This is a genomic window from Pseudidiomarina salilacus (assembly GCF_047323925.1).
Taxonomy (GTDB): Bacteria; Pseudomonadota; Gammaproteobacteria; order Enterobacterales; family Alteromonadaceae; genus Pseudidiomarina; species Pseudidiomarina salilacus.
The window spans coordinates 379,113-403,599 of sequence record NZ_CP178752.1; the positions used below are offsets into that span (position 1 = coordinate 379,113).

The window sequence follows — 24,487 nt, forward strand, 5'->3', positions numbered from 1 at the left end:
AATACCTATGACTGACGTGCGCTCAAGCATTATGCTGGTCGACGATCACCCATTGTTACGCAAAGGCCTCAAGCAGTTGATTTCGTTTGAGGACGATCTTGAGGTCGTTGCTGAATTTAGCAATGGCAAAGACGCTATTCCAACTGCTGTTGAACTCGACCCAGACCTCATCATTCTGGATTTGAATATGCAAGGCATGGACGGATTAGAAACCCTCAAGCGCTTACGCGACGAAGGGGTTACCTCGCGTATCGTGATGCTAACTGTATCAGATGCCGATGAAGATGTTGTTGCGGCTATAACCAACGGTGCTGATGGTTACTTGTTGAAAGACATGGAGCCAGAGCAATTGATTGAGCAAATCAAGCGGGCCATTGAAGGTAAAATGGTGCTCAGCGAAGTCATCACCGAAGTGCTAGCCACCGCTTTGCGGCGTCCAGCTCCGCAAGGCAGCGGCAAACTTGAAAGTCTGACCAATCGCGAGCATGAAATCCTCAAACTTATCGCCAAAGGCATGAGCAATAAAGTCATCGCCCGTGAACTCGATATCTCTGACGGTACCGTTAAAGTCCACGTGAAGCACTTATTGAAGAAGCTAGGCTTGCGTTCGCGGGTTGAAGCAGCCGTATGGATGGTCAATCAAGAAGGTGATAAGAAGTGAGTGACAAATGGTTACCAGTGAGCGCAGCTTTGGCTGCGATGCAGAGTCAGATTACGCCGCTCACGGCAACCGAGAGCGTGGACTTAGCCGTAGCGCTTGATCGTGTATTGGCAGCGCCGGTATATGCCCCTATCAATGTGCCCGGCTTTGATAACTCGGCAATGGACGGTTACGCCGTGCGTGCCGCCGAAGCGAACACCGGCGAGCCGTTGCAGGTGGTCGGTAGCGCTTATGCAGGACACCCGTTTGACGGTGAATTGCCGCTGGCGAGTTGTGTCCGTATTATGACTGGTGCGCAGATGCCAGTTGGCGCCGATGCCGTCATCATGCAAGAACAAGTGGAACGCACCGACGCATCTATTGTTTGTCAAGCAAATATGCAAACGGGTGATAACGTACGCTTACGTGGCAGTGACATTCACCAGGATGCAATGTTACTCACAGCAGGGCAGCGCCTTACCGCCACCCATGTGGGACTACTCGCATCGATTGGTATTGCCAAAGTCGAGGTGATTCGCAAAGTAAAAGTCGCGCTGTTTTCTAATGGTGATGAGCTCGTGCAGCCCGGTGAAGCACTGCCAAGTTCAAGTCATTTGTACGACAGTAATCGCTTTGTCTTAAGCGCCATGCTGCAACGACTCGCGGTTGAAGTGATCGACCTTGGTCATATCGCCGATGACCCAGCAGCACTCGAAGCGGTTTTTCAACAAGCCATGCGCAGCGCAGATGTGGTTATTTCCAGCGCTGGTGTATCGGTAGGTGATGCCGACTTCACCAAAGATGTGATGGCCAAATTAGGTCATATAGAATTTTGGAAAATCGCAATGAAACCTGGCAAGCCCTTCGCATTTGGTCAACTTGGCTCGAGTTGGTTCTGCGGTTTACCGGGTAACCCCGTCGCGGCGGTTGTGACCATGGACCAAATCGTCCAGCCGATGCTGCGCCAGCTTGCTGGCGAGCAAGCACCAGCTTCAACTAACTACAGTGCAGAGGCAGCTTGTACCATCAAGAAACGCCCCGGTCGCACCGACTTTCAACGCGGCTTCTTCGAGCAAAAAGATGGCAAATTGCTGGTGCGTCCAATCGGCAGCCAAAGCTCGGCAGTATTAACCAGCGTTGCCCGAGCGAACTGCTTTATCGTATTAGAGCAAGATCGCGACACCGTTGGGGCAGGAGAAACCGTGACCATTCAACCCTTTGACGCCTTGCTGACCTAGTTTAACGATCGAGCTCAAAGCGTTTCGCGCAAGGTTTCGTGAAGCGCTGCAGCTTTTAAATGGGCAATGACCTGTGTGCCTGGTTGCAATTGTAAGTGCTGCCAGGCATTGCGGGTAATCAGTGCAAAAAAGGTCTGTTCCCCGACAGCCAGCTCAACTAACAATTCCGCTTGGTGCTGCGCCGAGTGACACCCCACAATTTCACAGCGCAATTGATTCTGCACACTACTATTGGCCACCGGAGCTAAGGTCAAGCTAACATCGCGAGCATAAATACGGATGCGATAGGGTTGCCCAATCTTAAGCGCCGCGCCATGAGGCTGCGGCAACTGCATGTGTTGATCACCAAGCTGTAAACGGCAAGCTAGCGTGTTGTCGATCTCGACCACAGTGGTCGACAACACACTTACTGCCACCTGCGAACGCAATGGCTCTTGCTTTAGTTGCTCTTGCAATAGACCTGACTGCCGCACCTGGCCAGCGTGCAGCACAACTAAGTAATCGCTAATTTCAACCACGTCCGTGAGTTGATGACTGACCCAAACTATCGGCAGTGCATAGCGTTCGGTAAGTGTACGCAAATAGCGCACAAAATGGTGACGCGTCGCTTCATCAAGTGCCGAAAATGGTTCATCTAATAACAACAGCTGCGGTTGTCCTAAAATCGCCCGTGCAAAAGCAACACGCTGTTGCTGACCACCTGACAATTGTGCTGGGCGCTGCTGCAACAAATCTTGCAAACCGCATGCGGCAATCACTTCGTCCCAACCGATGCGATGTGCTGTGGCCCGTTGCCAGCCATAGCGAAGGTTTTGCTCGACCGAAAGATGTGGGAACAGCTGCGGCTGTTGCAGCACTAAACCAATCTGCTTCAGCTGCAGGGGCCGACCTTGAAACACCACCGTCGTTGCGCCGTCATGACGCAACCCTGCAATAGCTTCAAGCAAGGTTGTTTTACCACTCCCGGATTCCCCAACGATGGCGCTGATGCCGTGGCTCGGTAAAGTAAGCTTTGCTTGTAAGACAAAGTGCTGGAGCGTAATTGTGCAATCAATATGTAAGCTCATCAGCTGCGCCTACGCCCATAAACAATTGCTAAAACCACCAGTGAGACCGCGATCATCCCTAATGACAACGTGTGCGCCGCGGTATAGTTGAGTGCTTCGGTATGGTCATAAATTAGCACCGATAAAACTTGGGTCTCACCGGGAATACTGCCACCTATCATTAAAATGACGCCAAATTCACCAAGCGTGTGCGCAAACACTAAGGTTGCCGCTACCACAAAGCCACCACGGCACATTGGTAATGCGATGGTACGCAGGGCATCGAGTTTTGACGCGCCGAGGCTTGCTGCAATTTGCAGCGGCCGTCGGCCCATTTGCCGAAACGCCTCGGTCAAAGGCTGCACCGCGAAAGGTAACGAATAAATCACGCTGCCGATAACAATACCGGTGAACGTAAAGGCCAAATGACGTCCGCCCAAAGCTTCCAGCGTTTGCCCAATAAAGCCGTGCGGCCCTAATGCGATTAACAGATAAAAGCCCAGTACCGTCGGCGGCAACACCAGCGGCATGGCCACCAAAGCCTGCACCCAACTGCGCCAGCGTTTTTCGGTAAAGGCTAACCACCAAGCCAAGGGCGTCGCCAACACGAGCAACACCACAGTCGTCACTAACGCTAGCTGCAAGGTCAGGCTAATCGCCTGCCAATCACTCGCTTGCAACATAACTGGACTCCCCATCCATCGGGGTCACCTGATAGCCAAAGCGCGCCAGCAACTGCTGACCCTCACTCTGCCAGAGCATAGCTTGCAGCGCTTGCGCACCTGCGTATGTTGCGCCTTTGCGCGTTAACGCTGTGGTATGGGCCAATAATGGTGCGGATGGTAATAGACTATAGTCGGCTGCGTTGACACCTAACTCATGGAGCTGACTCAACGCCACAAAGCCCATAGGCACAGCACCGGCATACACCCGATGTACTACTTGAGCGGCATTTTCCGCATAAATAAAACGTGGCTGAGTGTCTTCTAACAACTCTTGCTGCTCAAGATAGCGCACTGCCGCTTGCCCATATGGTGCATGCCGCGGCTGTGCAATACCGATATGCCGTGCTTCCTGCAGCAGTTGTTCCGGCGTGCCGGTTCGATTAGGATGCCACAGCGCAATGGCGCCATAGGCAAATATTTCAGGCGTCTTAGCAAGTAAATCGCGCTGATATAACGTTGCCAAATAGTGCGGATCTGCAGCAATAAGCAGATGATATGGCGCACCGTTTTGCACTTGCGCGACAAGTTTCCCTGTCGCGGCATAGGTCACCTGCACACGATACTGAGGATGTTGCGCTGCAAAGCTGCTCACCAACTCGGTAAAGGGCCCTCGTAGCGAGGACGCGACAGCAACGTGGATATCTTCACGTGCGTGAGCCGCAAAGCTGCTGATAAACAGTAAAAAATAAACTAAGCTTCGCGCTGCCATTGCTGCTGCGCCTCTTGATCACTGGCCTTGGCGGCGACCCAATAGCTTCCACTGCCGGTGAGTTCCTGCTTCCAAAACGGTGCTTGGGTTTTCAAAAAATCCATGACATACATGGCTCCTGCAAATGCTGCCTTGCGATGCGGCGCAGCAACACCGACAAAAACGATTTGCTCGTTTAACGCTAGCTTGCCAACACGGTGAATGATAGTAATAGCGCCCGTCTGCCATTGCTGTTGCGCCTGTTGTGCTAATTGCTCGAGTACGTGTTCGGTCATACCGGGGTAGTGTTCAAGTTCCATCGCGGTCAAGGCCGCGTCTGGTAATTCACGCACAAGTCCGGTAAAGGTCACCACCGCACCGCAACGGCTGTCTTGCGCCAGCACTCGATATTCGTCTGCGAGAGAAAAGTCTGCGGTTTGCACGCGAATCGTCAAGCTCACATTAACCTCCAGTCACCGGCGGGAAAAAAGCCAGTTCATCACCAGCACTCACGCGGTCTTGCCAACCGCAAAAGCTGAAGTTCTTGGCACACAAAACGTCTCTATCGTGCAGCTCAGTTTGCCAACTTGGATGCAAATCCACTAAGCGTGCACGCAGCGTTGCCAGCGTCTCGTTCGGACCACAATCTAAAGTCAACTCAGCACAATTAAGGCGTTCACGAAGCGCCGCAAAAAATTTTACTTTAACCATGGGTTGCATGCTCCCGTCGCCAGTGACCACTTTTGCCACCGGTTTTCTCTTGTAATTGAATGCCATTAATCGTCAGGTGCGGATCGACTGCTTTACACATATCATGCACCGTCAATGCTGCAACACTGACCGCAGTGAGGGCTTCCATTTCAACGCCAGTTACGCCCGCTACCGCACAAGTCGCTTGAATCAGCACCTGACCTTTAGTTTCAACAAGCTCGAATTCAACCGTAACCTTGGTGAGTGCTAACGGATGACACAAGGGTATTAAATCACTGGTGCGCTTTGCGGCCATGATGCCGGCGACACGAGCCACCGCAAGCACATCACCTTTTCGCAAAGACTGCTGGGCGATTTGTGTGACTACCGCAGGCGTGGTTTGCACCGTCGCAACGGCGATGGCTTGGCGCTGGGTTGCCTCTTTGCCACCCACATCGACCATATGTACGGCACCGCTGGCATCAAGATGGGTAAAATGTTGATCACTCATGCGCTTTGCTCCTAACTTGGTTTACCAAGTAAACGCCCGACAAAATTGCAGGGCCCTTGGCGGCTATCCAGTTGTGGCTGAATCAATTCGCGCCAAGCAAGCTCGGCGGCAGATTTTGAGCCCGGAATCGCCAGTACGAGTTTATTGTTGGCCAAGCCCGCAAAGGCTCGTGATTGCAGTGCCGAGCTACCAATATCGTTCCAACTCAACTGGCGGAACAGCTCACCAAAACCGTCAATCGTTTGATCCAGCAGCGGCATGATCGCCTCGGGCACACAGTTGTGCTCAGCAAAGCCGGTGCTGCCGTTCAATAACACGACATTTAATTTTGGTTCAGCTAGCCAACGCGAGACGACCGCACGCAAGACGTACTTATCGGTACCAATAATCTGCCGTTGGTACATATGGTGACGCGCATCAACGATGGCGTCCGCGAGCCAGTCACCGGTATCGTCACTTGTTGGGGTGTGCCGGTCAGAAACGGTCGCTAGGGCAATGTGTAAAGCACGTAAGGATAAATCACTCATGAGACTTCTCCCAAAAACTGCAGGGCATGACGCCATTGCTGCGGCGTATTGGTGTTTTGTAATTGGTAGGTCAACGGCCACTCTAGCGGCTGAGCTTGCATATGGGTCAGCAGCCCTCGCACTGAGCGGTCGCCGTCATCGTGCTGCAGTTGCTCGACCAAATACTGTTGCAATTGTTCATTATTGGGCAGTAGGCATGGCAACGGAGTGCAACTAAAATAGCTAGCGCGATGGTGCGCGATGAGCGTCAGCAGGGTGTCACAAGCCAACAAGGGCATATCTACCGGAACAATCAGCAACAGTTCGTGTAAGCAGTGTGGTAGCACACTCAAGACACCACCGAGTGGGCCGCACCCGCTGATCGTATCACTGACAAAACCGTCGGCATTACGGCTGACGACTACCTGTTGGCAACCGGCGGATTTCAGTAGTTGCACGGTGCGGTCTAGCTGGGTGCACCCACCAACCTGCAACAAGGCTTTATCCTGCCCCATCCGCGAGGAGGCTCCTCCTGCGACGACGATACCGGTGACGCCCTGCATGTTAGCCTCCAATCATCGCCAGATGACGGGTTGAACCACTTTGTTGTTCATGCAGAAAATGCGTGGCCTTTTTCGCCAGCACCATCTGTTGCAAGGCTGCTTGTAATGGCTGCGTATCATCGCTTTGCAAATAGTCGCGTAAATTCTGATGTTGCTCGGTAAATAAACAGAGAAACAGCTGCCCGCGGCTCGATACCCGTAGGCGATTACAATCGTCACAGAAATCGCTGCTGTAAGGCATGATCAAACCGAGCTTGCCCTGATAATCCGCATGTGCAAACTCTTGCGCAGGGCCTGCGGTAGGGCCTTTTTGGCATTGCTGCCAACCCTCACCGAGGAGCTGTTGCTTGATGGTGTCGCCGCTGATGTGATGCCGCTGATAATAGCCAACGTTGTCATTGGTGCGCATAAGTTCGATAAAACGCAGGCTCACCTTACGCTGGCGAATAAATTCAAGGAATTCGGGCAAGGCGCTACCGTTGTAGCCCTTGAGCAGCACGCTGTTCACTTTAACCTTAGGAATACCAGCCGCGATGGCTTGGTCAATCCCGTCGAGAATACTTGGCAAGCGGTTTTGCCCGGTAATAAGGTGAAAAGTACTTGGGTCTAAGCTATCGACACTGACGTTAATGGCATCCACGCCGGCAGCGCGCCAATCTTCCACATCGCGCTGCAAACGATAACCATTGGTAGTGATCGCGACCTCTTCGATGCCCGGAATCGCCTTCACCGTTTGAATCACTTCGAGCAAGTCTTTGCGCAAGCAGGGTTCGCCACCGGTTAAGCGCACTTTGCGGGTACCTAGTTGAGCAAATGCTGTGACCAAACGACGAATTTCAGGCAGGGTCAGTTCTTCTTTACGCGATGTGCAATCAGGTCCATCGGGCAAACAATAATCGCACCGAAAGTTACAACTTTCAGTGAGTGAGAGACGCAAATAAGTGAAACGTCGCGCAAATCTGTCAACTAGCATGAGCTACACCTTTCCAAAGTCGGGAGGTAGCTGCGTTTCCACAACCACCCGGTGGTCAAATTGACCACGGCACACCGCGCATAGTGTTGCTTATCGAAAAGCTCAACCTTAGCGCCAGCGGCTCGGCGTGTATGTGCTGCTAATACTAGTCGTGCTCATGTGCAATTGTTATTGCCATGAAGAGGGTCGGCAACTACCCCATAAGGGATAGTTTTGATCTGGATCAGCTTTTTTTTCTGCGCTGGCGCTAAACTTCGCGGGAGATTGTCTCTGCCGTTTTGAAGTGAAGAGTAACGTAAATGTCATTACCTAATGTTGCCCCTGAATTGTTATCGCCTGCCGGAAGCCTCGATGCCATGCGCATGGCTTTCGCCTACGGTGCCGATGCCGTCTACGCGGGGCAGCCGCGCTATAGTTTGCGGGTCCGCAACAATAGTTTTGATCTTGCCAATTTAAAGCTCGGCATCAATGAAGCCCATGCGCTGGGCAAAAAGTTCTACGTGGTCGCGAACATTGCGCCGCACAACGCTAAACTGACGCGTTTTGTCGAGGACATGGCGCCAGTCATCGCCATGCAACCTGATGCGCTGATCGTATCGGACCCGGGTATCGTGATGTTGCTGCGCGAGCACTTCCCCCAACAGGCGCTGCACCTTTCGGTGCAAGCCAATACCATTAACTGGGCGGCAGTTAAGTTTTGGCAGCAACAGGGCATCACTCGCGTCATTTTGTCGCGTGAGCTGGGGGTGCAAGAAATTGCCGAAATCCGTGAAAAGTGTCCCGATATGGAGCTCGAAGTCTTTGTGCATGGCGCGCTCTGCATGGCTTATTCGGGTCGCTGTTTGCTGTCCGGCTATATCAATAAGCGCGATCCCAATCAGGGAGCCTGCACCAATGCTTGCCGCTGGCCCTACAAGGTACATGCCGCGCAAGAGGATGAGGTCGGCCAATTTCAACCTATCGATTCGCCAGTCCTATTGGAAGAACCGCAGCGCCCTGGCGAGTTGATGCTGATGGATGAAGATATTCACGGCACTTACATTATGAATTCGAAGGACCTACGCGGCGTCCAGCATGTCGAAGCGCTCGCCAAAATGGGTATTCACTCGCTGAAAATTGAAGGTCGTACCAAGTCCGACTACTACGTTGCACGTACCGCACAGGTGTATCGCCAAGCGATTGATGATGCGATGGCGGGGCGTCCCTTCAATCCGCAGTTACTGGCTGACTTGGAAGGCATGGCCAATCGTGGTTTTACTGAGGGCTTTTTGCGGCGCCACGTACCCAGTGAAACACAGAATTATCTAACCAGTCACAGCAATGGCGAGCAACTGTTGGTTGGTGCGGTGACAGCGGAAGCCGATGGCTATGCGCAAATTGACGTCAAAAATGCCTTCGCAGTGGGCGATGAATTAATACTCATGAAGCCCTCAGGCAACGTGCGTTTCGTCATCCAAACCATAACAAACCAAGACGGAGCGCCGATTCAACGCGCGCCAGGCTCGGGTCATCAAGTACAAATTACTTTGCCGTCTAGCCTAAGCAGCGGTGATTGTGGCTATGCGATGTTGCTGAAACAAGTCAAGCAACCGATTGCCACTCAAACTATCGCCATAAAGGAGGTGTCCCATGCCGGTAGTCATTGATAGCGATTGCATTAACTGTGATCTATGTGTTCCCGAGTGCCCCAACGAGGCCATCGAAATGGGTGCGGCGCATTATGTGGTGAACGCCGCCAAATGTACCGAGTGCGAGGGCTACTACGATGAGCCTGCCTGCATTCCGGTCTGCCCTGTGGACTGTATGACCTTAGTGCCAGACAGTTAGCTTGGCGCTTGCCCGGCGGTTTGTTTGCACACTTGCTGCAACCAGCGTAGCGGACTCGCTTCGCTTTGGCTGCGCGGATAGGCCATGCCAATGGTACGTTCTAGCTTTAAGTCGGTGAGCGGTCGCAAAGCCACATCCTGTCGTTCACGCAATACCTCAAAATCGGGCACTAAGGCACAGCCGACACCAGCAGATACCAGCCCGAGCGCATATTCAATGGTGTGAATATCGGCGCGAATATCCGGCTGAATCCCCTGCCGAATAAGCTCTGGATAAAACACCGACCACGCCTCACAGGGGGTGCGCTTGATCAGCGGCAAGCCTTGCATATCCGCCAAAGTCACCGCCTCTTGCAGTGCCAATGGGTGCCCGGCCGGCAACGCCACCACGAAAGCATCATGCCAAATCGGTAAAAACTGCTCACCGGCTTTCAGCATGCGCGGCGTGATAATCCGCGCATCGGCTTCATCGTCGGGTTCGACGAGGTGCAACTCAAGTCCATCGACCCCCGCCGTAAAGTCACGTAACAACTGGCTCATTCGTTCAACGCCAAGCGCGCGAATCAAGCCGAGCCGAAATTGAACTCGCGTCACACTGTGTCGAAACGATGCCTTAAGTGCCTGCATTTGACTGAGCATACGTCCAGCATGGCCATACAAACGTTCACCATCCTCTGTTGGGGTAACCCCTCTGGATTGCCGTACAAAGAGCTTCACCTTGAGCTCATCTTCAAGTTGCTGCAAAGCGTTCGATAAACTCGGCTGTGCTACCGAGCAGGCGCGCGCTGCCGCGCTGATGCTGCCTTGTTCGTAGACGGCGACGAAGTACTGAAGCTGACGTAAATCCATAGTTAAAGGCTATACCCACTCTAATTTTTATATAATTTAACTTTACTTCAATTCCGCGTAAAGTGAGAAGAACAAACAGCGTTATTCGTTGTTCGTCCGCTCACTGCGTTCGCTATTCGAGACTCTCCGAACAGTGCGAAGCACGGACGAACAGCGAAGCGCACGAATAACGAACAACGCATTTGAGGTTTAACATGGCTCGATTTCCTTTTGACTGGCAAGACCCTTTCCAATTCAGCAACATGCTGACCGAAGAAGAACGCATGATTCGTGATACCGCTCATCAGTACTGTCAAGAAAAGCTGATGCCGCGCGTATTGACGGCGAACCGTGAAGAACGTTTTGACCGCGAGATCATGAACGAATTGGGTGAACTTGGCCTGCTAGGTGCAACTTTGCCAGAAAAATATGGTTGCTCAGAAGTGAATTACGTTTGCTATGGCCTCGTCGCGCGTGAAGTTGAGCGCGTTGATAGCGGCTACCGTAGCGCCATGAGCGTGCAATCGTCGCTGGTTATGCACCCGATTCATGAATACGGCAGCGAAGAACAACGACAAAAGTATTTGCCAAAACTGGCAACCGGCGAATGGGTCGGCTGTTTTGGTTTGACCGAACCGGATGCAGGTTCTGATCCTGCCGGTATGCGCACCACGGCGAAAAAAGTAGACGGTGGCTATGTGCTCAAAGGTAGCAAAATGTGGATCACTAACTCACCGATCGCTGATGTATTTGTGGTGTGGGCGAAACTCGACGGTGAGATCCGTGGCTTTATTCTAGAAAAAGGCATGAAAGGCCTGTCAGCACCGAAAATTGATGGCAAGTTTTCATTGCGGGCCTCGATTACCGGTGAAATCGTGATGGACAACGTCGAAGTTCCTGAATCAGCGCTGCTACCAAACGTCAGTGGCCTTAAAGGTCCGTTTGGCTGCTTGAATAAGGCGCGTTACGGTATCGCTTGGGGTTCATTGGGAGCAGCCGAGTTCTGCTGGCATGCAGCGCGTCAATACACCTTAGATCGGCACCAATTTAATCGTCCGTTGGCGGCTACGCAGCTGATTCAGAAGAAACTGGCTGATATGCAAACTGAAATCAGTATTGGCCTGTTGAGCTGTTTACAAGCAGGACGTTTGATGGACGCGGGTCAATTACCGCCAGAAACCATTTCACTGATTAAACGTAACTCCTGTGGCAAGGCGTTGGATATTGCCCGCGTTGCTCGCGATATGCACGGTGGCAACGGTATTGCCGACGAATACCACGTGATCCGTCACGTCATGAACTTAGAAGCGGTGAACACCTACGAAGGCACCCACGACGTGCATGCCCTGATTTTGGGTCGTGCGCAAACGGGCCTTCAGGCATTCAGCTAATTCATCTAGCACCCGTCACTACCTTGTAAAAGGAGGCGTATATGGCTGCAGCTATGCATCCATGGCTGGTTGAATTTATCCAGCGCATTGAACGTGAAGACCTGCCGCGCGCTCACGCGGCAGGTGGCATCCTTAGCGATGCCGAACTGGTCGAATTATTCGACTCCCAACTCGCCAGTCGCTTGCTCGACCTGCAGTCGCGTCTGATGCAGGCTGCTGGGCAAAGTTTTTATACTATTGGTAGCTCGGGACACGAAGCCAACGCGGCGGTTGCCAAAGCGTTGCGCGTCACCGACCCAGCATTTTTGCACTATCGTAGTGGCGCCTTTTTCCTGCAACGCGCCAAGCAGAAACCCGGCAGTACACCGCTGTATGACATGCTGCTCAGTTTTGCCGCATCGAGTGAAGACCCTATCTCGGGTGGTCGCCACAAGGTATTTGGTAGCTTAGATTTACACGTACCACCGCAAACCAGCACCATTGCTTCGCATGTGCCCAAAGCCATGGGTACAGCCTTTGCGATCGGCTTATCAAAGCGCCTGCAGCAGCAAGGCACTTGGCCACATGATGCGATTGCCGTGTGTAGCTTTGGCGATGCTTCGGCCAATCACTCAACGGCACTCGGCGCGATCAACTCAGCCAGTTGGGCGGCTTATCAACAAATTCCGATGCCACTACTGTTGGTCTGTGAAGACAACGGTTTAGGTATTTCGACCCACACCCCACAAGGGTGGATTCAGCAGCAACTCAGTCAACGCCCAGCAGTGAAGTACTTTTTCGCAGACGGTAGCAACGTTGCCGAGACCTATTTGGTGGCGCAACAAGCTGCCGACTATGTGCGCCAGAAGCGTAAACCGGCGATTCTGCACTTGCGCACCATTCGCCTGTTTGGTCATGCCGGAGCTGACGCTGAAGTCGCTTACCGCAACAAGCAAGAAATTGTCCGCGATGCCGAGCGCGACGTGCTGCTGTTCACCTGCGCTGCATTGATTCAGCGTGACTTGTTTAGCTACGAACAACTCGCCGAACATATTCGCAAGCAGGCGCAGCGCATCGCGCGTTTAGCGGGACAAGCGCAGCAGCGGCCGAAATTGACTGCAGCCACGCAAGTGATGCAGTCAATTGTGCCACCGACGCGCGATGAAAGCGTGATGCCGCCAGCGTTAACTGAGAACCAACGCGAACAGCTGTTTAAATTCGACAAGCATAACATCGGCAAGCGCCAACATTTAGCGAAGTTGCTGAACTGGTCGCTACACGATTTGATGGCGCAGTACGGCAATATCGTCATGTGTGGTGAAGACATTGCTAAAAAGGGCGGTGTCTATCACGTCACACAACACCTGATGGAAGCCTTTGGTCCAAACCGCGTATTGAACACGGTGTTGGACGAGCAAAGTATTCTTGGTCTGGCCATTGGTATGGCGCAGCAAGGCATGATTGCCATGCCTGAAATCCAATTCCTTGCTTACGTACACAACGCCGAAGATCAGATTCGTGGCGAAGCTGCCACCTTATCGTTTTTCTCCGACGGTCAGTTCACCAATCCGATGGTGATTCGTATCGCCGGTCTTGCTTACCAAAAAGGCTTTGGTGGCCACTTCCATAACGACAACTCGTTTGCGGTGTTCCGTGATATTCCAGGCGTCATCGTACTGTGTCCATCAAATGGCTACGACGGTGCCTTGTTAATGCGCCAGGCGGTAAGATTGGCAGCTGTCGAGCAACGCGTGGTCATTATGCTCGAGCCGATTGCGCTCTATATGGCGCGCGATCTTCACGAAGAAGGTGATGGCGGCTGGTTGTGCGACTATCCAACGCCTGACCTGCCCGTACCAGCACTTGGCGAGCCAGCGGTGTATGGTGACGGCGACGAGCTCGCCATTGTTAGCTATGGCAACGGCTATTACTTAAGTCGCCAAGCAGAAGCGAAGTTGCGCGCCGCCGGCCATAAAGTGCGGGTTATCGATATTCGTTGTTTAGTGCCACTGCATGTGGATGCCATCGTGCAGGCACTAGGCAACTGCAAGCAAGTGTTGATCGTCGACGAATGTCGCCGCCGTGGCTCGTTGAGCGAAGAACTCATGACCTGCTTGTACGAAGATTATCCAGAGCGCTTTAGAGTACGTCGTATTACCGCCGAAGACAGCTTCATTCCGCTCGGTAAAGCAGCCTACACTGTGTTGCCATCCGCCGCTGGCATCGTTGAGGTGGCCAGCGAGATGCTCGCAAAACGCAAACAAGGAGCTAAGGCATGAAGAAAACCGCACTCGTTGTCTGCCCTGGGCGTGGCACCTACAACAAACCAGAACTTGGTTCGATCTCCGCGAACATAGCTGCATCTTCGCCGAAAATACGCGAAGATTTACAGAATGTTCTTGATCAGATCGACGCCGAACGCGCGGCACTCGGCCTCGCGACAGTGACTGAACTCGATCAGGCGAAGTTGTTCAAAACTTCGTTACATCAACAAGCTGAGCACGCCGCAGCGTTGATTTATGCCGCAGGCTATCTGGATTTTTTAAGTATCGATCGCAACCAGTATGACGTGGTGGCGATTACCGGCAACTCCATGGGCTGGTATACGGCAATGGCCTGTGCGGAAGCTTGGTCGGTACCGACCACTGCGCGGCTCGTCACCAGCATGGCCCAGCTGACCGCTGGTGGGGCTGGTGCGCAATTTATCTATCCGATTGTCGATAGCGAATGGCGTCCTGACCCGACACGTGAAGCGCTGGTCGACGCACAATTGCAAGCGCACCAAGGCGAGCTGTTCCGTTCGATCAATTACGGGGGGTATGCGGTACTCGCTGGCACTGAAGCCGCCTGTTCAGCCGCTATGAAAGCGTTACCGCTCGCCGATGAACGCTTTCCGATGTTGTTGCCTGGGCACGCTGCGTTTCACACTCATTTGATGAGTGATGCAGCAACCGAGGCGCAAGAGACTTGGCCTACGGCAGTCTTTCGTGAGCCGCAAACACCACTTATCGACGGTCGCGGTCACCAATGGTTAACCCCGACGGTAGACATGCGCGCTCTGCACCGCTACACCCTCGGCCACCAAGTGACTGAAACCTACGACTTCAGTAAAGCAATTCAAGTCGGCGTGAGAGAATTCGCACCGGACCACATTATTTTGCTAGGTCCGGGCAGCGGTTTAGGTGGCGCGGTAGCGCAGGCGTTGATAGCCATGAACTGGCAAGACCTCGACAGCAAAGCCGAGTTTAGCAAGCGCCAAGCTGCCGAAGTCCCCTACGTACTCAGTATGGGGCTGGCTGAACAGCGTGCTCTGGTGACAACTGCGCAAAGTTGACGGGTAACGCCCGCAAACAAGTTTTGCCGCGCGCGGTCAAATCCGTCATAAATTGAAATTGTTGCCGTGGGTCGATCGGATAGGCTTTCAGCCGATAACGCGTGCCCCACGGCTCTTCGTTTGCAACTACTACGATGGGTTTGGCGAGTTGCACATAAGGGCTGGTCAGCGCCACGTCTTCCAGTAGATGTTTGACCTGATTCGCATCGTGCTCTGGGTGCAAGTAAAAATCGACCACGCACATCAAGCTCGGCCCACCGTTATTAGCGTTATGAATGAGATTCGACCACAGTTTTAAGTGCGGAATAAACACCACGGTATCGTCCGGCGTGACAATTTCGACGGCGCGCATACCGATGTGCTTCACTTCACCATAGGTACCATCGACTGAAATCCAATCACCGGGGCGATAAGGCACTTCATAAACCGCGACCACCCCAGCAATAATGCTACTGACATAATCCTTCAAGGCAAAACCTATCGCTAGACCTGCAGCACCGAGAATCGCCACCATGTTGCGCGCGCTCGGCTCGATGACCAGCGGCACTATCCAGATAATGGCAAAGACAAACACCAACACCCGCACCGTTGGAATCAGAGCCAGTACAAAAAGACGTTGTTTGCCATGTAAGTGCTCGGCGAGCAGCGGTAGTAATTTTTGACTGCTCCAAATAATGGCCATCGCAACGGCAATCACTACACCGATTTCGATCAGCACCGCGCTATTGATTTCTTTAAATATTTCGAGAAATTGCTCAGTGTTCATGCCGCACTCCCGTTAAAAACTATCTAGCCAGTAGTCACGACTGGCGAGAAAATCGCGCACATCGACATAGGCATAAACCGTCACTCGCCAGACTTTTTCATCATCCAACTCAATCACACCATTTTGCTGCAGTCGTAGCAATTGCACATCGAGCTGATCGGGCGCCAGCATCGGTAATACCAGCTGTAAATACTCGCCGGCGAGGCCGTGATGGAGTAAGAGTGCGTACAGAATAAAGGCCGTTGCGTCATCGGCTTCACTCGGAATGCGCGGTGTTTGCCGTTCGCTATTTTGCGCCAGCGCCCACAGCGCTAAAGCAACGCCAACGTTGCCCCGCGCTTTGGCATTCAGTTTCCGCAACGCTTTCTCAGTGGTCTCTATACTCACCTGCTGCAGTAGTTCAGGGGTTGCGGCAGCAAAGCAATAACAGTGCGGCAGACTTAGTGGCCAAGCGCGCTGCAAAAACGCAAAGGTCCAACTATCCACCACCACTACGCCCTCACCTAATTCGCCGCGCAACAAACGAGGCAGCAGGGCTCGCATAAACTGCATATGCGACGTCGTGCGTAACCAGAATGACGAAAACTCATCGAGCAACCAATTGTCGCACTGCTGTGCCTGCCACCAGCTTTCTGTATCGGCACTCTCGAGTTGATCTTTTCGTGGTGGTTTTAATTGCTGGTAGCCGTGCTTGTCGGCCCAAGCACGCAAAATCGCGCCGCTGCCACTAAACGGAGGACTGACGACAAAACGCACACAAGGTTCGCTCTCCGCCTCTTCCCACGCTTTTTCAACGGCTGCCACAGCCGGTTCAAGGTCGAATTCACGGTAATGCGGAAAGTCTTGTTCATCGGGGGTGGCATCCTCATCGTCTTTAATGCCAATAAGGTTTTGTGCCCGCAGCCAGGCTTTTTGTAACAGGGTGCTCGCCGGTGCGGTCGGTCGCTCAAAGGTATCGAGGGGGATCAGTTGCCAATGGTTGCCTTTCGCCATAAAGTTAAGCAATCCTTAAGTCTGTTCATGTATTACACTGTACACCATCTAGCTGAAACGAAAAGTAAATCGATGAAACCACCACAAAAAGGTCTGATGCGCATCGTTCGCGCCACCGGCAACTCCTTACGCGGTTATCGCACGGCGTTAAAATTTGAAGCGGCGGTCCGCCAAGACACCGTGCTCGCATTGATACTGGTGCCACTAGCTTTATGGTTGGGTGCGACCATGGTGGAAAAAGTGGTGTTGATTCTGCCGGTACTGGTGTTGCTGATTGTGGAACTGCTTAATTCCGCTATCGAAGCGACAGTTGACCGCATCAGCCCAGACTTACATGAGCTCAGCGGCCGTGCCAAAGATATGGCATCGGCCGCTGTCATGTTCTCGCTGCTGATGATCGGTATCACTTGGGTAGTGATTCTGTGGCCGCGCATCAGCGCTTGGTTTGTCTAACAAGGCTTATTCACCGTAGCGAATGGTTGCCTGACCTACGGTGTTGGTATCAGCACCAAACCACAAGCTTTGGCTGGCTTCATCAAACATCATGTGACGCACGGTACCGCCACCACTTGGCACGGCGACAGGGGCAGTAAAGGTTTCGCTGTCGATGTGAAAACCGACAATGCGATTCGGCTGCACGCCCGTTTCGGCAAACCAAATGTAGCCGTTATTGTCGGCCGCCATGGCATAGGGCATCGACTGCACACCTGCTGGCAGGTCAATACGTTCGAAATCACCCGTTTGCGGATTTAGAATGGCCGCATAATCAGCTCGCTGACCAACAAACCATACTTTCTCGGAACTGTGGACATAGGGGTCGCGTGGTCTCGACTCGGCATATGGCACCTGCCACTCTTCGATGGTCACGGTTGCCGGAGCAACGTCAGCCGCCTGTATGCCACTCAACATGAACGCTAAAGTTAAACCAAACATAATGCCCCCTTTAAAGCCTCCGTATCTGATTATAGTTCATCGCCAAGATAGCGGCTCACCGCCGACCGCCATTCAGCACTACGCACATAGCGCAGCAAGATAAGGTTCATCTCCTCGCGCTTGCTTGATTGTGGCGGCAATACCAGCGCGTAATCTTGTGGCGCAAAATAGTCATTCAACACGGTAAGTCCAGAGAACTCTTGCCGTAATTGGTACTTCAATAAAGGTGCATCGTAAACCACAGCGTCCGCTTTGCCTGCTGCTAAATCCCGCAACGCACTGGGTAAATCTGTAGTTTGTTGATAACCGATATTTTCACGTTCTAACCAGTAAGCACTGTACGAAGCGGGCACGCTAGCAACGCGAACTTTCACCAAGTCGTCTTTACCTTGCACGCGACTCGATAACTGGTTGATGGTCAACGCTGAGGTGATGGACGCGGTGAAACTTGAAATGATAATGACGCTGGTGAACATCCAGATGAGTGCCACCACACGGCCCAGCGGACTGCGCGGTGACTTATCGCCATAACCCACAGTGGTCATGGTCACGGCGGCCCACCAAAAACCTGCGCCCACGCCGGGTAGGGTTTCACTGCTGAACTCATCACGATTATGACGGCGCTCTGCGAGCCAGAGCAGCCAACCCGCCGCTAACAAAATACCAGCCAAGAACAACAGCACTGTGAGAAACTGCAGGCTGAAAAAGCCTTTGGTGACGGTCCACCAGCCTGGTTCAGCTTGGGCGGGTACGGCTATGCCAAGACCGGCATTGTAAAAGGGTAACGAAAAGTCGATACGGCGCTCGCGTTCAGCAGTAACAGAAATGGCTCCGAGACCCACGTCAAATTCCCCCTCGGCAACACCGTCAATGAGTGACTCCAACCCCGCTTCAACATAGCTAAACTGGTAATTTTGTTGTGCGGCAATATGCTCCCACAACTCAATGGTGAGCCCACTGTAACTGCCATCGGCATCTTTCAGCACAAAGGGTGGACTTACTCTGACCGCCACCTTAAGCGTTTCAGGTTCGACCTCTGCGCCCACCTGAGCATAGCTCGCGGGTAGGGCCAAACATGCTAACGCTACGACCAGCATCAGCAGATATTTCATAAGCTCTCCTTGTCTTTTTATGGATTCTCAAGGCACACTAGTTGTTAGCAGTATACAGACCTTGAACCGAAATGGATGCTTATGGAAATTTTCATCGCCGTATTGTTCTTTGCTTTTTCGACCACCATCACCCCTGGTCCGAATAACGTTATGATCATGTCATCGGGCGTCAACTATGGTATTCGTGCGAGCATGCCGCATTTTTTGGGCATCTGTTTAGGCTTCCCAGTAATGGTGCTGTTGGTGGGGTTTGGTTTTGGCGTAGTGTTCGAGAAATTCCCGAATTTACACCAACTCATTAAAGTCGCTGGCGTTGCTTATTTGCTCTGGCTGGCTTGGCACATTGCCACCGCCGAACCCAAAGCCATTGAAAAAGGTACGCGTAAGCCCTTTACCTTCTGGCAGGCGGCATTATTTCAATGGGTCAATGCCAAGGCGTGGATGATGGCATCGGGCGCAGTCGCCGCTTACACCACGGTTACCGGCAATCCAGTCACTGAAGTACTAGCAATTACGCTGGCGTTTTTTTTGATGGCTTTTCCGTGCGTGGGAGTTTGGCTGCTGTTCGGTTCGCTGTTGCGTAAAGTGCTCTCGAATGCGCTATTCCAACGCATTTTCAATATCACCATGGGCTTGATTCTGGTCGCGTCGATTATTCCAGTGCTGCAAGAGTTGTGGCAATTCTACTTCGCTCGAGCCGCTTAAAGCTGCAATAGCGGCTCGTCTTCGGCATCTAAATACGCTGTGATGGCAGCGATGAAATGGCTGCCATAGCGTTCTAACTTGCTATGCCCAACCCCACTGATATTCAACAGGGCGTCTTCATTAGTCGGGTAGTGAACCGCCATTTCAACCAGTGTGGCGTCGTTGAATACCACAAAAGGTGGCTTTTCTTCGGCATCGGCAATTTTCTTGCGCAACGCGCGCAAACGCCGGAACAACACTTTGTCGTAGTCGGCACGATCCGTCACCTTCGGCTTGCTGACCGCCAAGTTGAGCCGCGGCTCCGCTAACTGTAAGGCCACTTCGCCACGCAAAATCGGCCGTGCGGCTGCGGTGAGTTGCAACGTGCCGTAATGCTGAATGTTCTGTAGCACGAGCCCACGATGAATGAGCTGACGAATGATGCCTAACCAGTACGCTTGGCTTTGCTCAGCCCCGATGCCAAAGGTAGAGAGTTGATCATGCCCCAAGGACGTCAGGCGCTGCGATTGGCTGCCGCGTAATACGTCGATAATATGCATGGCACCAAAGCGCTGACCGACCCGATAAATACAACTGAGCACTTTCTGCGCATCAACAGTGCCATCGTATTGCCGTGGCGGGTCGAGGCAGATATCACAGTTGCCGCAAGGCTCGTCACGGAATTCATTAAAGTAATTCAACAGTACCAGCCGCCGGCAGGTTTGCGCTTCGCCTAGCGCTTGCATGGCACCGAACTTATGTTGCTCGACTTGGCGGCGCTGCTCATCGGGAATATCGTTAATGATGCTGCGGATCCAATTGGCATCGCTGGGGTCATACAGCAAGAGTGCTTCTGCCGGTAAGCCGTCACGGCCAGCGCGGCCGGTTTCTTGATAGTAGGCCTCGATGCTACGTGGCACATCAAAATGCACGACAAAACGCACGTTGGGCTTGTTTATGCCCATGCCAAAGGCCACGGTTGCGACGACAACGTCAATGTCGTCACGCACAAAGCCTCTTAACACGTACTCGCGTTCCTCGTGTTCCATTCCCGCATGATAGCCGGCGGCGCGAATACCATCGCTGCGCAGACGCTCGGCGAGTTCATCGACGCGTTTGCGGCTGCCGCAATAAACGATGCCCGAGGCACCTTTTTGCTTGGCAATGTAATCGCGCAACTGCTTCTGCGGCTTAAATTTGTCTTCGACAATGTAGCGAATATTGGGGCGATCAAATGAGCTTTTATAGACGCATGGGTCATGCAAATGCAGGCGCTGAATGATATCCGCTTCGGTGGCCGCATCGGCGGTCGCGGTCAGTGCCATAAAGGGAACTTGTGGTAGTGCTTCGCGCAGCTGTCCTAGTTGCCCATACTCGGGGCGGAAATCATGACCCCACTGCGAAATACAGTGTGCCTCGTCGATCGCCAGTAGGTTTACCTGCCATTGCTGCAGGAGCCGCACAAAATAAGGCTGCATCGCCCGCTCTGGGCTCACATACAACAAGCGAAGTGCGCCGTTGGCGGCGTCTTGCGTCACACTTTGTTGCTCCTCTGCAGTCAAGCCATTATGCAGCGCTGCGGCAGCAACGCCCATGGTCTGCAGACTCTCCACTTGGTCTTGCATCAGTGAAATCAGCGGCGAAATGACAATACTGACGCCACTGCCAGCAATGGCTGGCAATTGATAGCACAGCGATTTACCGCCGCCCGTCGGCATCAGTACCAAGGCATCGCGACCGCTTTGCACCGCCTCGATCACCTGCTCTTGCCCCTGCCGGAACTTGGCATAGCCGAAAACATCGGCAAGGACTTTTGACAGATTAGCGGCTTGGCTCACGACTGCTCCGATTGCGCTCGATACGAATAAGCACTATTGTATGCGTCACGCGCAGTCAGTACCACCTACCTGAAGGCTTTTCCGAGATAACTGCGCGGTGGTTGCTCAGTTTTCGCACAACTCTTCACATGATAGGACGTTCGCCCATGACCGATGATGCTACGCGCAGTCGCCACGGTGTATTTTATGCTATCGCCGCTTACACCATGTGGGGCGTTGCCCCAATTTACTTCAAATGGCTGCAGCAAGTTCCAGCATTAGAAATCTTGAGCCATCGGATTATCTGGTCGTTCGTTTTAGTCTTACTGTTAATGGTGGGTTTGCGCCGCTTGCATCGCATTCGTCCAGTGCTGAAAAATCGCAAGCAAATGCTGCGTCTTACGCTGGCGACGTTTTTGTTAGGTGGTAATTGGTTTCTGTTTATTTGGGCCATCAACAACAATCGGTTGCTGGATGCCAGCCTCGGTTACTACATCAATCCACTATTGAACGTCGCAATCGGTATGTTGTTCTTTGCCGAACGCATGCGCCGCTTCCAACTGGTGGCTATTGCGCTGGCCGTGACGGGCGTATTGATTCAAGTGATTTCTTTCGGCTCAGTACCTTGGATAGCACTGACGCTTGCCTTTAGCTTTGCGATTTATGGGGCGATTCGTAAGCGTCTACCGGTGGATTCCATGACAGGCTTGTGGCTTGAGACCACAATTTTACTGCCCATCATGTTGGTTTACTTGCTGTTTTTCGCCGATTCTGCGGCCAGCGACATGACCGCCAACAACTGGCAGCTGAATCTGCTACTAATGGCTGCTGGTATCGTGACGACCGCGCCGCTGCTTTGTTTTACCGCAGCCGCGCAGCGTATTCGCTACGCCACGCTCGGCTTCTTTCAATACATTGGCCCGAGCTTGATGTTTATTCTCGCCGTGTGGGTTTACGGTGAGCCTCTTGCGGCTGACAAATTAGTGACCTTTGCGATTATTTGGACGGCGCTAGCACTTTACAGTATTGATACCTTACTGCATCAACAACGGTCAAGGCGCGCGTAAGCGACGACCAACCATTTCGCACCGACATCATCGAAGTTCACTTGGATGCGGCTCTGTGGGCCGCTACCCTCGTAGTTGAGTACGGTGCCCTCGCCGAATTTTGCATGCCGTACCCGCTGCCCTAATTGAAACCCAGTTTCGGTAAAAGCTTCATGGCTGGCACTGGTGCGGAAGCGACCATAATTCGGTTGTCCGCCAAATGAAGGTGAAGCACTTTGCATACGAATGTGATGCAAGTTTTCCGCCGGAATTTCGCCAATAAAACGACTTTGCGTGTGGAATTTTTCTTGGCCATAAATGCGTCGTTGCTCGGCATAGCTAATGACCAGCTTTTGCATCGCACGGGTCATACCAACGTAACAAAGTCGCCGTTCTTCCGCCAACCGTCCGGCTTCCTCAAACGATTGCTGCGAGGGGAACATGCCCTCTTCGACGCCACACATAAATACCAGCGGAAACTCCAAGCCCTTGGCACTATGCAGCGTCATCAGCTGCACCGCGTCTTGATACTCATCGGCTTGTTCTTCACCTGATTCCAACGCCGCATGCGCCAAAAAGGCATTGAGCGGGGTCAGATCTTCTTCCATATTGGCATCGAGCTGGTCGAAGTTCTCGCAGGCGTTGACCAATTCTTTTAAGTTCTCGACGCGCGTTTCAGCTTTCTCGCCTTTTTCAGCCTCGTACATTGCCATCAAACCACTGGCTTTAATCACCCGATCCACCTGCTTCCCAAGCAGATCATCGCTGGTTTCATCTTCGAGCTGGTCGATGAGCTCGATAAAGGTATTGACCGCATTTGCCGCGCGACCGGTGAGCACCTTTTCTTGCACTAACTGTTTTGCCGCTTGCCAAAGCGATAACTGACGTTGTCGTGCACCATCACGGACGATATCGAGTGTCCGTGCACCAATGCCACGCGTCGGCGTGTTGATCACTCGCTCTAAGGCAGCGTCGTCATCACGATTGGCCAGCATTCGCAGGTAGGCCAATGCGTCTTTGACCTCTTGACGATCAAAGAAGCGCAAACCGCCATAAATGCGATAGGGGATCCGCGCATGTAACAAGGCCTCTTCCAACACCCGTGACTGCGCGTTACTACGATACAGCAACGCTACATCTTGCAGTGCATTACCTTGCTCATGCCAGGCCTCGATACGACTGGCGATATAGCGCGCCTCGTCCATCTCGTTGATGGCAGCGTATAAATCGATCGGCTCGCCGGTGCCGCCCTCGGTCCAGAGCTCTTTGCCCAAGCGGTCAGTATTATTAGCGATAACGCTATTCGCGGCGGTCAGAATGGTGTTGGTAGAGCGATAATTCTGCTCCAAACGAATCGTTTCTACATCAGGATAATCGCGATTAAACTGATGGATATTTTCAATTTTTGCACCGCGCCAGCCGTAAATGGACTGGTCATCGTCGCCGACAATGGTGACGAAGTTTTCGTTTTCGCCACGACCACCGCCGGACAACATTTTCACCCAGGCATACTGAATGGCGTTGGTATCTTGGAACTCGTCAACCAAGATATGTCGAAAACGCCGCTGATAATGTTCGCGCACAATGGCGTTATCGCGCAACAATTCATGTGCACGCAGCAATAGCTCGGCAAAATCGACTAAACCGGCACGGTCGCAGGCGGCTTGGTAAGTAGCGTAGATTTCTTTGTAGGTCTGCTCATTGTAATCAAGACCATCAAGATGCTCAGCACGCAAGCCCTCGTCTTTTTTGGCATTGATAAACCATTGCGCTTGTTTCGGCGACCAACGTTTTTCGTCTAAGTTGAGACTGCGCATGATGCGTTTGAGCATGCGTTGTTGATCGTCGCTATCAAGGATTTGAAAGTTCTGCGGCAAGCCGACATCCATGTAGTGCGCACGGAGCAAACGGTGCGCGAGTCCATGGAAGGTACCAATCCACATGGCGCGGGTCGAACTGCCAACAAGCGCCTCAACGCGGCCGCGCATTTCCGCGGCAGCTTTGTTGGTAAAGGTTACCGCCATAATGCTGTAGGGTGACAAATGATACTCTTGCAGCAACCACGCAATACGATGCACTAACACCCGCGTTTTCCCACTTCCGGCGCCAGCAAGCACCAGCATGTGCCGCTCTGGCGCACTCACTGCGGCGCGTTGCTTATCATTGAGTTGATCGAGGAGAGGGTGCTGAGTCATTGA

At 52.8% G+C, this 24,487-nt stretch carries 25 protein-coding genes, 1 pseudogene and 1 riboswitch; of the genes and pseudogenes, 10 read left to right on the forward strand and 16 right to left on the reverse strand.

From position 1 onward, the window contains the following. The first annotated feature begins 7 nt into the window (after positions 1-7). Positions 8-661, forward strand: coding sequence for a two-component system response regulator NarL (narL, locus tag ACJ8W9_RS11310; protein ID WP_411359340.1), 654 nt, complete (start codon positions 8-10; stop codon positions 659-661). After that, the gene (gene moeA, locus ACJ8W9_RS11315) at positions 658-1,878 is read left to right on the forward strand and encodes a molybdopterin molybdotransferase MoeA (RefSeq protein WP_411359339.1); all 1,221 of its coding nucleotides are present in this window, start codon (positions 658-660) and stop codon (positions 1,876-1,878) included. The genes narL and moeA overlap by 4 nt, the downstream gene beginning before the upstream one ends. 14 nt (positions 1,879-1,892) lie before the next feature. Here the strand turns inward: moeA and ACJ8W9_RS11320 are convergent. The 9 genes and pseudogenes from ACJ8W9_RS11320 to moaA all read right to left on the reverse strand — a co-directional run. Next, positions 1,893-2,876 (reverse strand): annotated as a pseudogene (locus tag ACJ8W9_RS11320) (molybdenum ABC transporter ATP-binding protein); the annotation flags it as partial. A 68-nt stretch (positions 2,877-2,944) separates the two neighbouring features. Beyond that, positions 2,945-3,607 carry a molybdate ABC transporter permease subunit gene (gene modB / locus ACJ8W9_RS11325; protein WP_411359338.1) on the reverse strand — a complete coding sequence of 221 codons (663 nt, stop codon included), beginning with the start codon at positions 3,605-3,607 and terminating at the stop codon, positions 2,945-2,947. Further along, positions 3,591-4,358: a molybdate ABC transporter substrate-binding protein gene (modA, locus tag ACJ8W9_RS11330; protein ID WP_411361114.1), complete on the reverse strand. Its 768-nt coding sequence runs from the start codon at positions 4,356-4,358 to the stop codon at positions 3,591-3,593. The genes modB and modA overlap by 17 nt, the downstream gene beginning before the upstream one ends. Continuing rightward, positions 4,340-4,798: a molybdenum cofactor biosynthesis protein MoaE gene (locus ACJ8W9_RS11335; RefSeq protein ID WP_411361115.1), complete on the reverse strand. Its 459-nt coding sequence runs from the start codon at positions 4,796-4,798 to the stop codon at positions 4,340-4,342. The genes modA and ACJ8W9_RS11335 overlap by 19 nt, the downstream gene beginning before the upstream one ends. A 1-nt stretch (position 4,799) precedes the next feature. Then, the gene (locus tag ACJ8W9_RS11340) at positions 4,800-5,048 is read right to left on the reverse strand and encodes a MoaD/ThiS family protein (protein WP_411361116.1); all 249 of its coding nucleotides are present in this window, start codon (positions 5,046-5,048) and stop codon (positions 4,800-4,802) included. Continuing rightward, positions 5,041-5,538 carry a cyclic pyranopterin monophosphate synthase MoaC gene (moaC, locus tag ACJ8W9_RS11345; RefSeq protein WP_411361117.1) on the reverse strand — a complete coding sequence of 166 codons (498 nt, stop codon included), beginning with the start codon at positions 5,536-5,538 and terminating at the stop codon, positions 5,041-5,043. The genes ACJ8W9_RS11340 and moaC overlap by 8 nt, the downstream gene beginning before the upstream one ends. A gap of 11 nt (positions 5,539-5,549) precedes the next feature. Further along, positions 5,550-6,065, reverse strand: a complete 516-nt coding sequence (locus ACJ8W9_RS11350; RefSeq protein ID WP_411361118.1) for a molybdopterin-binding protein — start codon at positions 6,063-6,065, stop codon at positions 5,550-5,552. After that, a complete protein-coding gene (locus ACJ8W9_RS11355; protein WP_411361119.1) occupies positions 6,062-6,607 on the reverse strand; it encodes a molybdenum cofactor guanylyltransferase in 546 nt (181 codons plus the stop codon). Before ACJ8W9_RS11355 ends, ACJ8W9_RS11350 begins: the two co-directional genes overlap by 4 nt. A 1-nt stretch (position 6,608) precedes the next feature. Further along, positions 6,609-7,580: a GTP 3',8-cyclase MoaA gene (gene moaA, locus ACJ8W9_RS11360; protein ID WP_411361120.1), complete on the reverse strand. Its 972-nt coding sequence runs from the start codon at positions 7,578-7,580 to the stop codon at positions 6,609-6,611. Beyond that, positions 7,570-7,720, reverse strand: a riboswitch (molybdenum cofactor riboswitch). It overlaps the preceding gene by 11 nt. Positions 7,721-7,879: 159 nt before the next feature. Between moaA and yegQ the strand changes: the two genes are divergently transcribed. Next, entirely contained in the window at positions 7,880-9,226 is a 1,347-nt protein-coding gene (yegQ, locus tag ACJ8W9_RS11365) for a tRNA 5-hydroxyuridine modification protein YegQ (RefSeq protein ID WP_411361121.1), read from the forward strand. Further along, complete coding sequence (locus ACJ8W9_RS11370; RefSeq protein ID WP_411359332.1) at positions 9,210-9,407, forward strand: 4Fe-4S binding protein; 198 nt, start codon at positions 9,210-9,212, stop codon at positions 9,405-9,407. The genes yegQ and ACJ8W9_RS11370 overlap by 17 nt, the downstream gene beginning before the upstream one ends. Here the strand turns inward: ACJ8W9_RS11370 and ACJ8W9_RS11375 are convergent. Further along, the gene (locus ACJ8W9_RS11375) at positions 9,404-10,255 is read right to left on the reverse strand and encodes a LysR family transcriptional regulator (RefSeq protein ID WP_034730355.1); all 852 of its coding nucleotides are present in this window, start codon (positions 10,253-10,255) and stop codon (positions 9,404-9,406) included. The genes ACJ8W9_RS11370 and ACJ8W9_RS11375 overlap by 4 nt on opposite strands. A 194-nt stretch (positions 10,256-10,449) precedes the next feature. Here ACJ8W9_RS11375 and ACJ8W9_RS11380 point away from each other — a divergent pair, with 194 nt between their 5' ends. The 3 genes from ACJ8W9_RS11380 to ACJ8W9_RS11390 are packed head-to-tail and all read left to right on the forward strand — an operon-like array spanning position 10,450 to position 14,938. Next, the gene (locus tag ACJ8W9_RS11380) at positions 10,450-11,625 is read left to right on the forward strand and encodes an acyl-CoA dehydrogenase (RefSeq protein WP_411361122.1); all 1,176 of its coding nucleotides are present in this window, start codon (positions 10,450-10,452) and stop codon (positions 11,623-11,625) included. Positions 11,626-11,666: 41 nt separating this feature from the next. After that, positions 11,667-13,883, forward strand: a complete 2,217-nt coding sequence (locus ACJ8W9_RS11385) for a thiamine pyrophosphate-dependent enzyme (RefSeq protein ID WP_411361123.1) — start codon at positions 11,667-11,669, stop codon at positions 13,881-13,883. Next, the gene (locus ACJ8W9_RS11390) at positions 13,880-14,938 is read left to right on the forward strand and encodes a malonyl CoA-ACP transacylase (RefSeq protein WP_411359329.1); all 1,059 of its coding nucleotides are present in this window, start codon (positions 13,880-13,882) and stop codon (positions 14,936-14,938) included. The genes ACJ8W9_RS11385 and ACJ8W9_RS11390 overlap by 4 nt, the downstream gene beginning before the upstream one ends. Here the strand turns inward: ACJ8W9_RS11390 and ACJ8W9_RS11395 are convergent. Continuing rightward, positions 14,886-15,704 (reverse strand): mechanosensitive ion channel family protein, encoded by an 819-nt coding sequence (locus ACJ8W9_RS11395; RefSeq protein ID WP_411359328.1) that lies wholly within the window; start codon positions 15,702-15,704, stop codon positions 14,886-14,888. The two genes, ACJ8W9_RS11390 and ACJ8W9_RS11395, sit on opposite strands and share 53 nt — an antisense overlap. Before the next feature lie 12 nt (positions 15,705-15,716). After that, positions 15,717-16,697, reverse strand: a complete 981-nt coding sequence (locus ACJ8W9_RS11400) for a hypothetical protein (RefSeq protein WP_411359327.1) — start codon at positions 16,695-16,697, stop codon at positions 15,717-15,719. Positions 16,698-16,769: 72 nt separating this feature from the next. Between ACJ8W9_RS11400 and ACJ8W9_RS11405 the strand changes: the two genes are divergently transcribed. Continuing rightward, positions 16,770-17,150, forward strand: a complete 381-nt coding sequence (locus ACJ8W9_RS11405) for a diacylglycerol kinase (RefSeq protein ID WP_411361124.1) — start codon at positions 16,770-16,772, stop codon at positions 17,148-17,150. Between the two features lie 6 nt (positions 17,151-17,156). Here ACJ8W9_RS11405 and ACJ8W9_RS11410 read toward each other — a convergent pair whose 3' ends face one another. Further along, entirely contained in the window at positions 17,157-17,630 is a 474-nt protein-coding gene (locus ACJ8W9_RS11410) for a hypothetical protein (protein ID WP_411361125.1), read from the reverse strand. Positions 17,631-17,659: 29 nt separating this feature from the next. Beyond that, on the reverse strand, positions 17,660-18,742 hold the full coding sequence (locus ACJ8W9_RS11415; RefSeq protein WP_411361126.1) for a transporter substrate-binding domain-containing protein: 1,083 nt from the start codon (positions 18,740-18,742) through the stop codon (positions 17,660-17,662). A gap of 81 nt (positions 18,743-18,823) precedes the next feature. Here ACJ8W9_RS11415 and ACJ8W9_RS11420 point away from each other — a divergent pair, with 81 nt between their 5' ends. Then, the gene (locus ACJ8W9_RS11420; RefSeq protein ID WP_411359324.1) at positions 18,824-19,447 is read left to right on the forward strand and encodes a LysE family translocator; all 624 of its coding nucleotides are present in this window, start codon (positions 18,824-18,826) and stop codon (positions 19,445-19,447) included. Here the strand turns inward: ACJ8W9_RS11420 and recQ are convergent. Next, complete coding sequence (gene recQ / locus ACJ8W9_RS11425) at positions 19,444-21,276, reverse strand: DNA helicase RecQ (protein ID WP_413694495.1); 1,833 nt, start codon at positions 21,274-21,276, stop codon at positions 19,444-19,446. The two genes, ACJ8W9_RS11420 and recQ, sit on opposite strands and share 4 nt — an antisense overlap. A 134-nt stretch (positions 21,277-21,410) precedes the next feature. Here recQ and rarD point away from each other — a divergent pair, with 134 nt between their 5' ends. Next, positions 21,411-22,310, forward strand: a complete 900-nt coding sequence (gene rarD / locus ACJ8W9_RS11430) for an EamA family transporter RarD (RefSeq protein ID WP_411359322.1) — start codon at positions 21,411-21,413, stop codon at positions 22,308-22,310. Here the strand turns inward: rarD and uvrD are convergent. Then, positions 22,286-24,484, reverse strand: a complete 2,199-nt coding sequence (gene uvrD / locus ACJ8W9_RS11435; protein WP_411359321.1) for a DNA helicase II — start codon at positions 24,482-24,484, stop codon at positions 22,286-22,288. The genes rarD and uvrD overlap by 25 nt on opposite strands. Positions 24,485-24,487: the final 3 nt, after the last annotated feature.

Bases quoted from the DNA above. Each gene is read 5' to 3' on its own strand.
- ACJ8W9_RS11395 (WP_411359328.1), bottom strand. From the start codon at position 15,704: ATGAACACTGAGCAATTTCTCGAAATATTTAAAGAAATCAATAGCGCG.
- modB (WP_411359338.1), bottom strand. From the start codon at position 3,607: ATGTTGCAAGCGAGTGATTGGCAGGCGATTAGCCTGACCTTGCAGCTA.
- moaA (WP_411361120.1), bottom strand. From the start codon at position 7,580: ATGCTAGTTGACAGATTTGCGCGACGTTTCACTTATTTGCGTCTCTCA.
- uvrD (WP_411359321.1), bottom strand. From the start codon at position 24,484: ATGACTCAGCACCCTCTCCTCGATCAACTCAATGATAAGCAACGCGCC.
- ACJ8W9_RS11405 (WP_411361124.1), top strand. From the start codon at position 16,770: ATGAAACCACCACAAAAAGGTCTGATGCGCATCGTTCGCGCCACCGGC.
- ACJ8W9_RS11350 (WP_411361118.1), bottom strand. From the start codon at position 6,065: ATGAGTGATTTATCCTTACGTGCTTTACACATTGCCCTAGCGACCGTT.
- ACJ8W9_RS11420 (WP_411359324.1), top strand. From the start codon at position 18,824: ATGGAAATTTTCATCGCCGTATTGTTCTTTGCTTTTTCGACCACCATC.
- ACJ8W9_RS11410 (WP_411361125.1), bottom strand. From the start codon at position 17,630: ATGTTTGGTTTAACTTTAGCGTTCATGTTGAGTGGCATACAGGCGGCT.
- narL (WP_411359340.1), top strand. From the start codon at position 8: ATGACTGACGTGCGCTCAAGCATTATGCTGGTCGACGATCACCCATTG.
- rarD (WP_411359322.1), top strand. From the start codon at position 21,411: ATGACCGATGATGCTACGCGCAGTCGCCACGGTGTATTTTATGCTATC.
- ACJ8W9_RS11415 (WP_411361126.1), bottom strand. From the start codon at position 18,742: ATGAAATATCTGCTGATGCTGGTCGTAGCGTTAGCATGTTTGGCCCTA.
- modA (WP_411361114.1), bottom strand. From the start codon at position 4,358: ATGGCAGCGCGAAGCTTAGTTTATTTTTTACTGTTTATCAGCAGCTTT.
- ACJ8W9_RS11400 (WP_411359327.1), bottom strand. From the start codon at position 16,697: ATGGCGAAAGGCAACCATTGGCAACTGATCCCCCTCGATACCTTTGAG.
- ACJ8W9_RS11340 (WP_411361116.1), bottom strand. From the start codon at position 5,048: ATGGTTAAAGTAAAATTTTTTGCGGCGCTTCGTGAACGCCTTAATTGT.
- yegQ (WP_411361121.1), top strand. From the start codon at position 7,880: ATGTCATTACCTAATGTTGCCCCTGAATTGTTATCGCCTGCCGGAAGC.
- ACJ8W9_RS11375 (WP_034730355.1), bottom strand. From the start codon at position 10,255: ATGGATTTACGTCAGCTTCAGTACTTCGTCGCCGTCTACGAACAAGGC.
- ACJ8W9_RS11355 (WP_411361119.1), bottom strand. From the start codon at position 6,607: ATGCAGGGCGTCACCGGTATCGTCGTCGCAGGAGGAGCCTCCTCGCGG.
- ACJ8W9_RS11390 (WP_411359329.1), top strand. From the start codon at position 13,880: ATGAAGAAAACCGCACTCGTTGTCTGCCCTGGGCGTGGCACCTACAAC.
- ACJ8W9_RS11370 (WP_411359332.1), top strand. From the start codon at position 9,210: ATGCCGGTAGTCATTGATAGCGATTGCATTAACTGTGATCTATGTGTT.
- ACJ8W9_RS11385 (WP_411361123.1), top strand. From the start codon at position 11,667: ATGGCTGCAGCTATGCATCCATGGCTGGTTGAATTTATCCAGCGCATT.
- ACJ8W9_RS11380 (WP_411361122.1), top strand. From the start codon at position 10,450: ATGGCTCGATTTCCTTTTGACTGGCAAGACCCTTTCCAATTCAGCAAC.
- moaC (WP_411361117.1), bottom strand. From the start codon at position 5,538: ATGAGTGATCAACATTTTACCCATCTTGATGCCAGCGGTGCCGTACAT.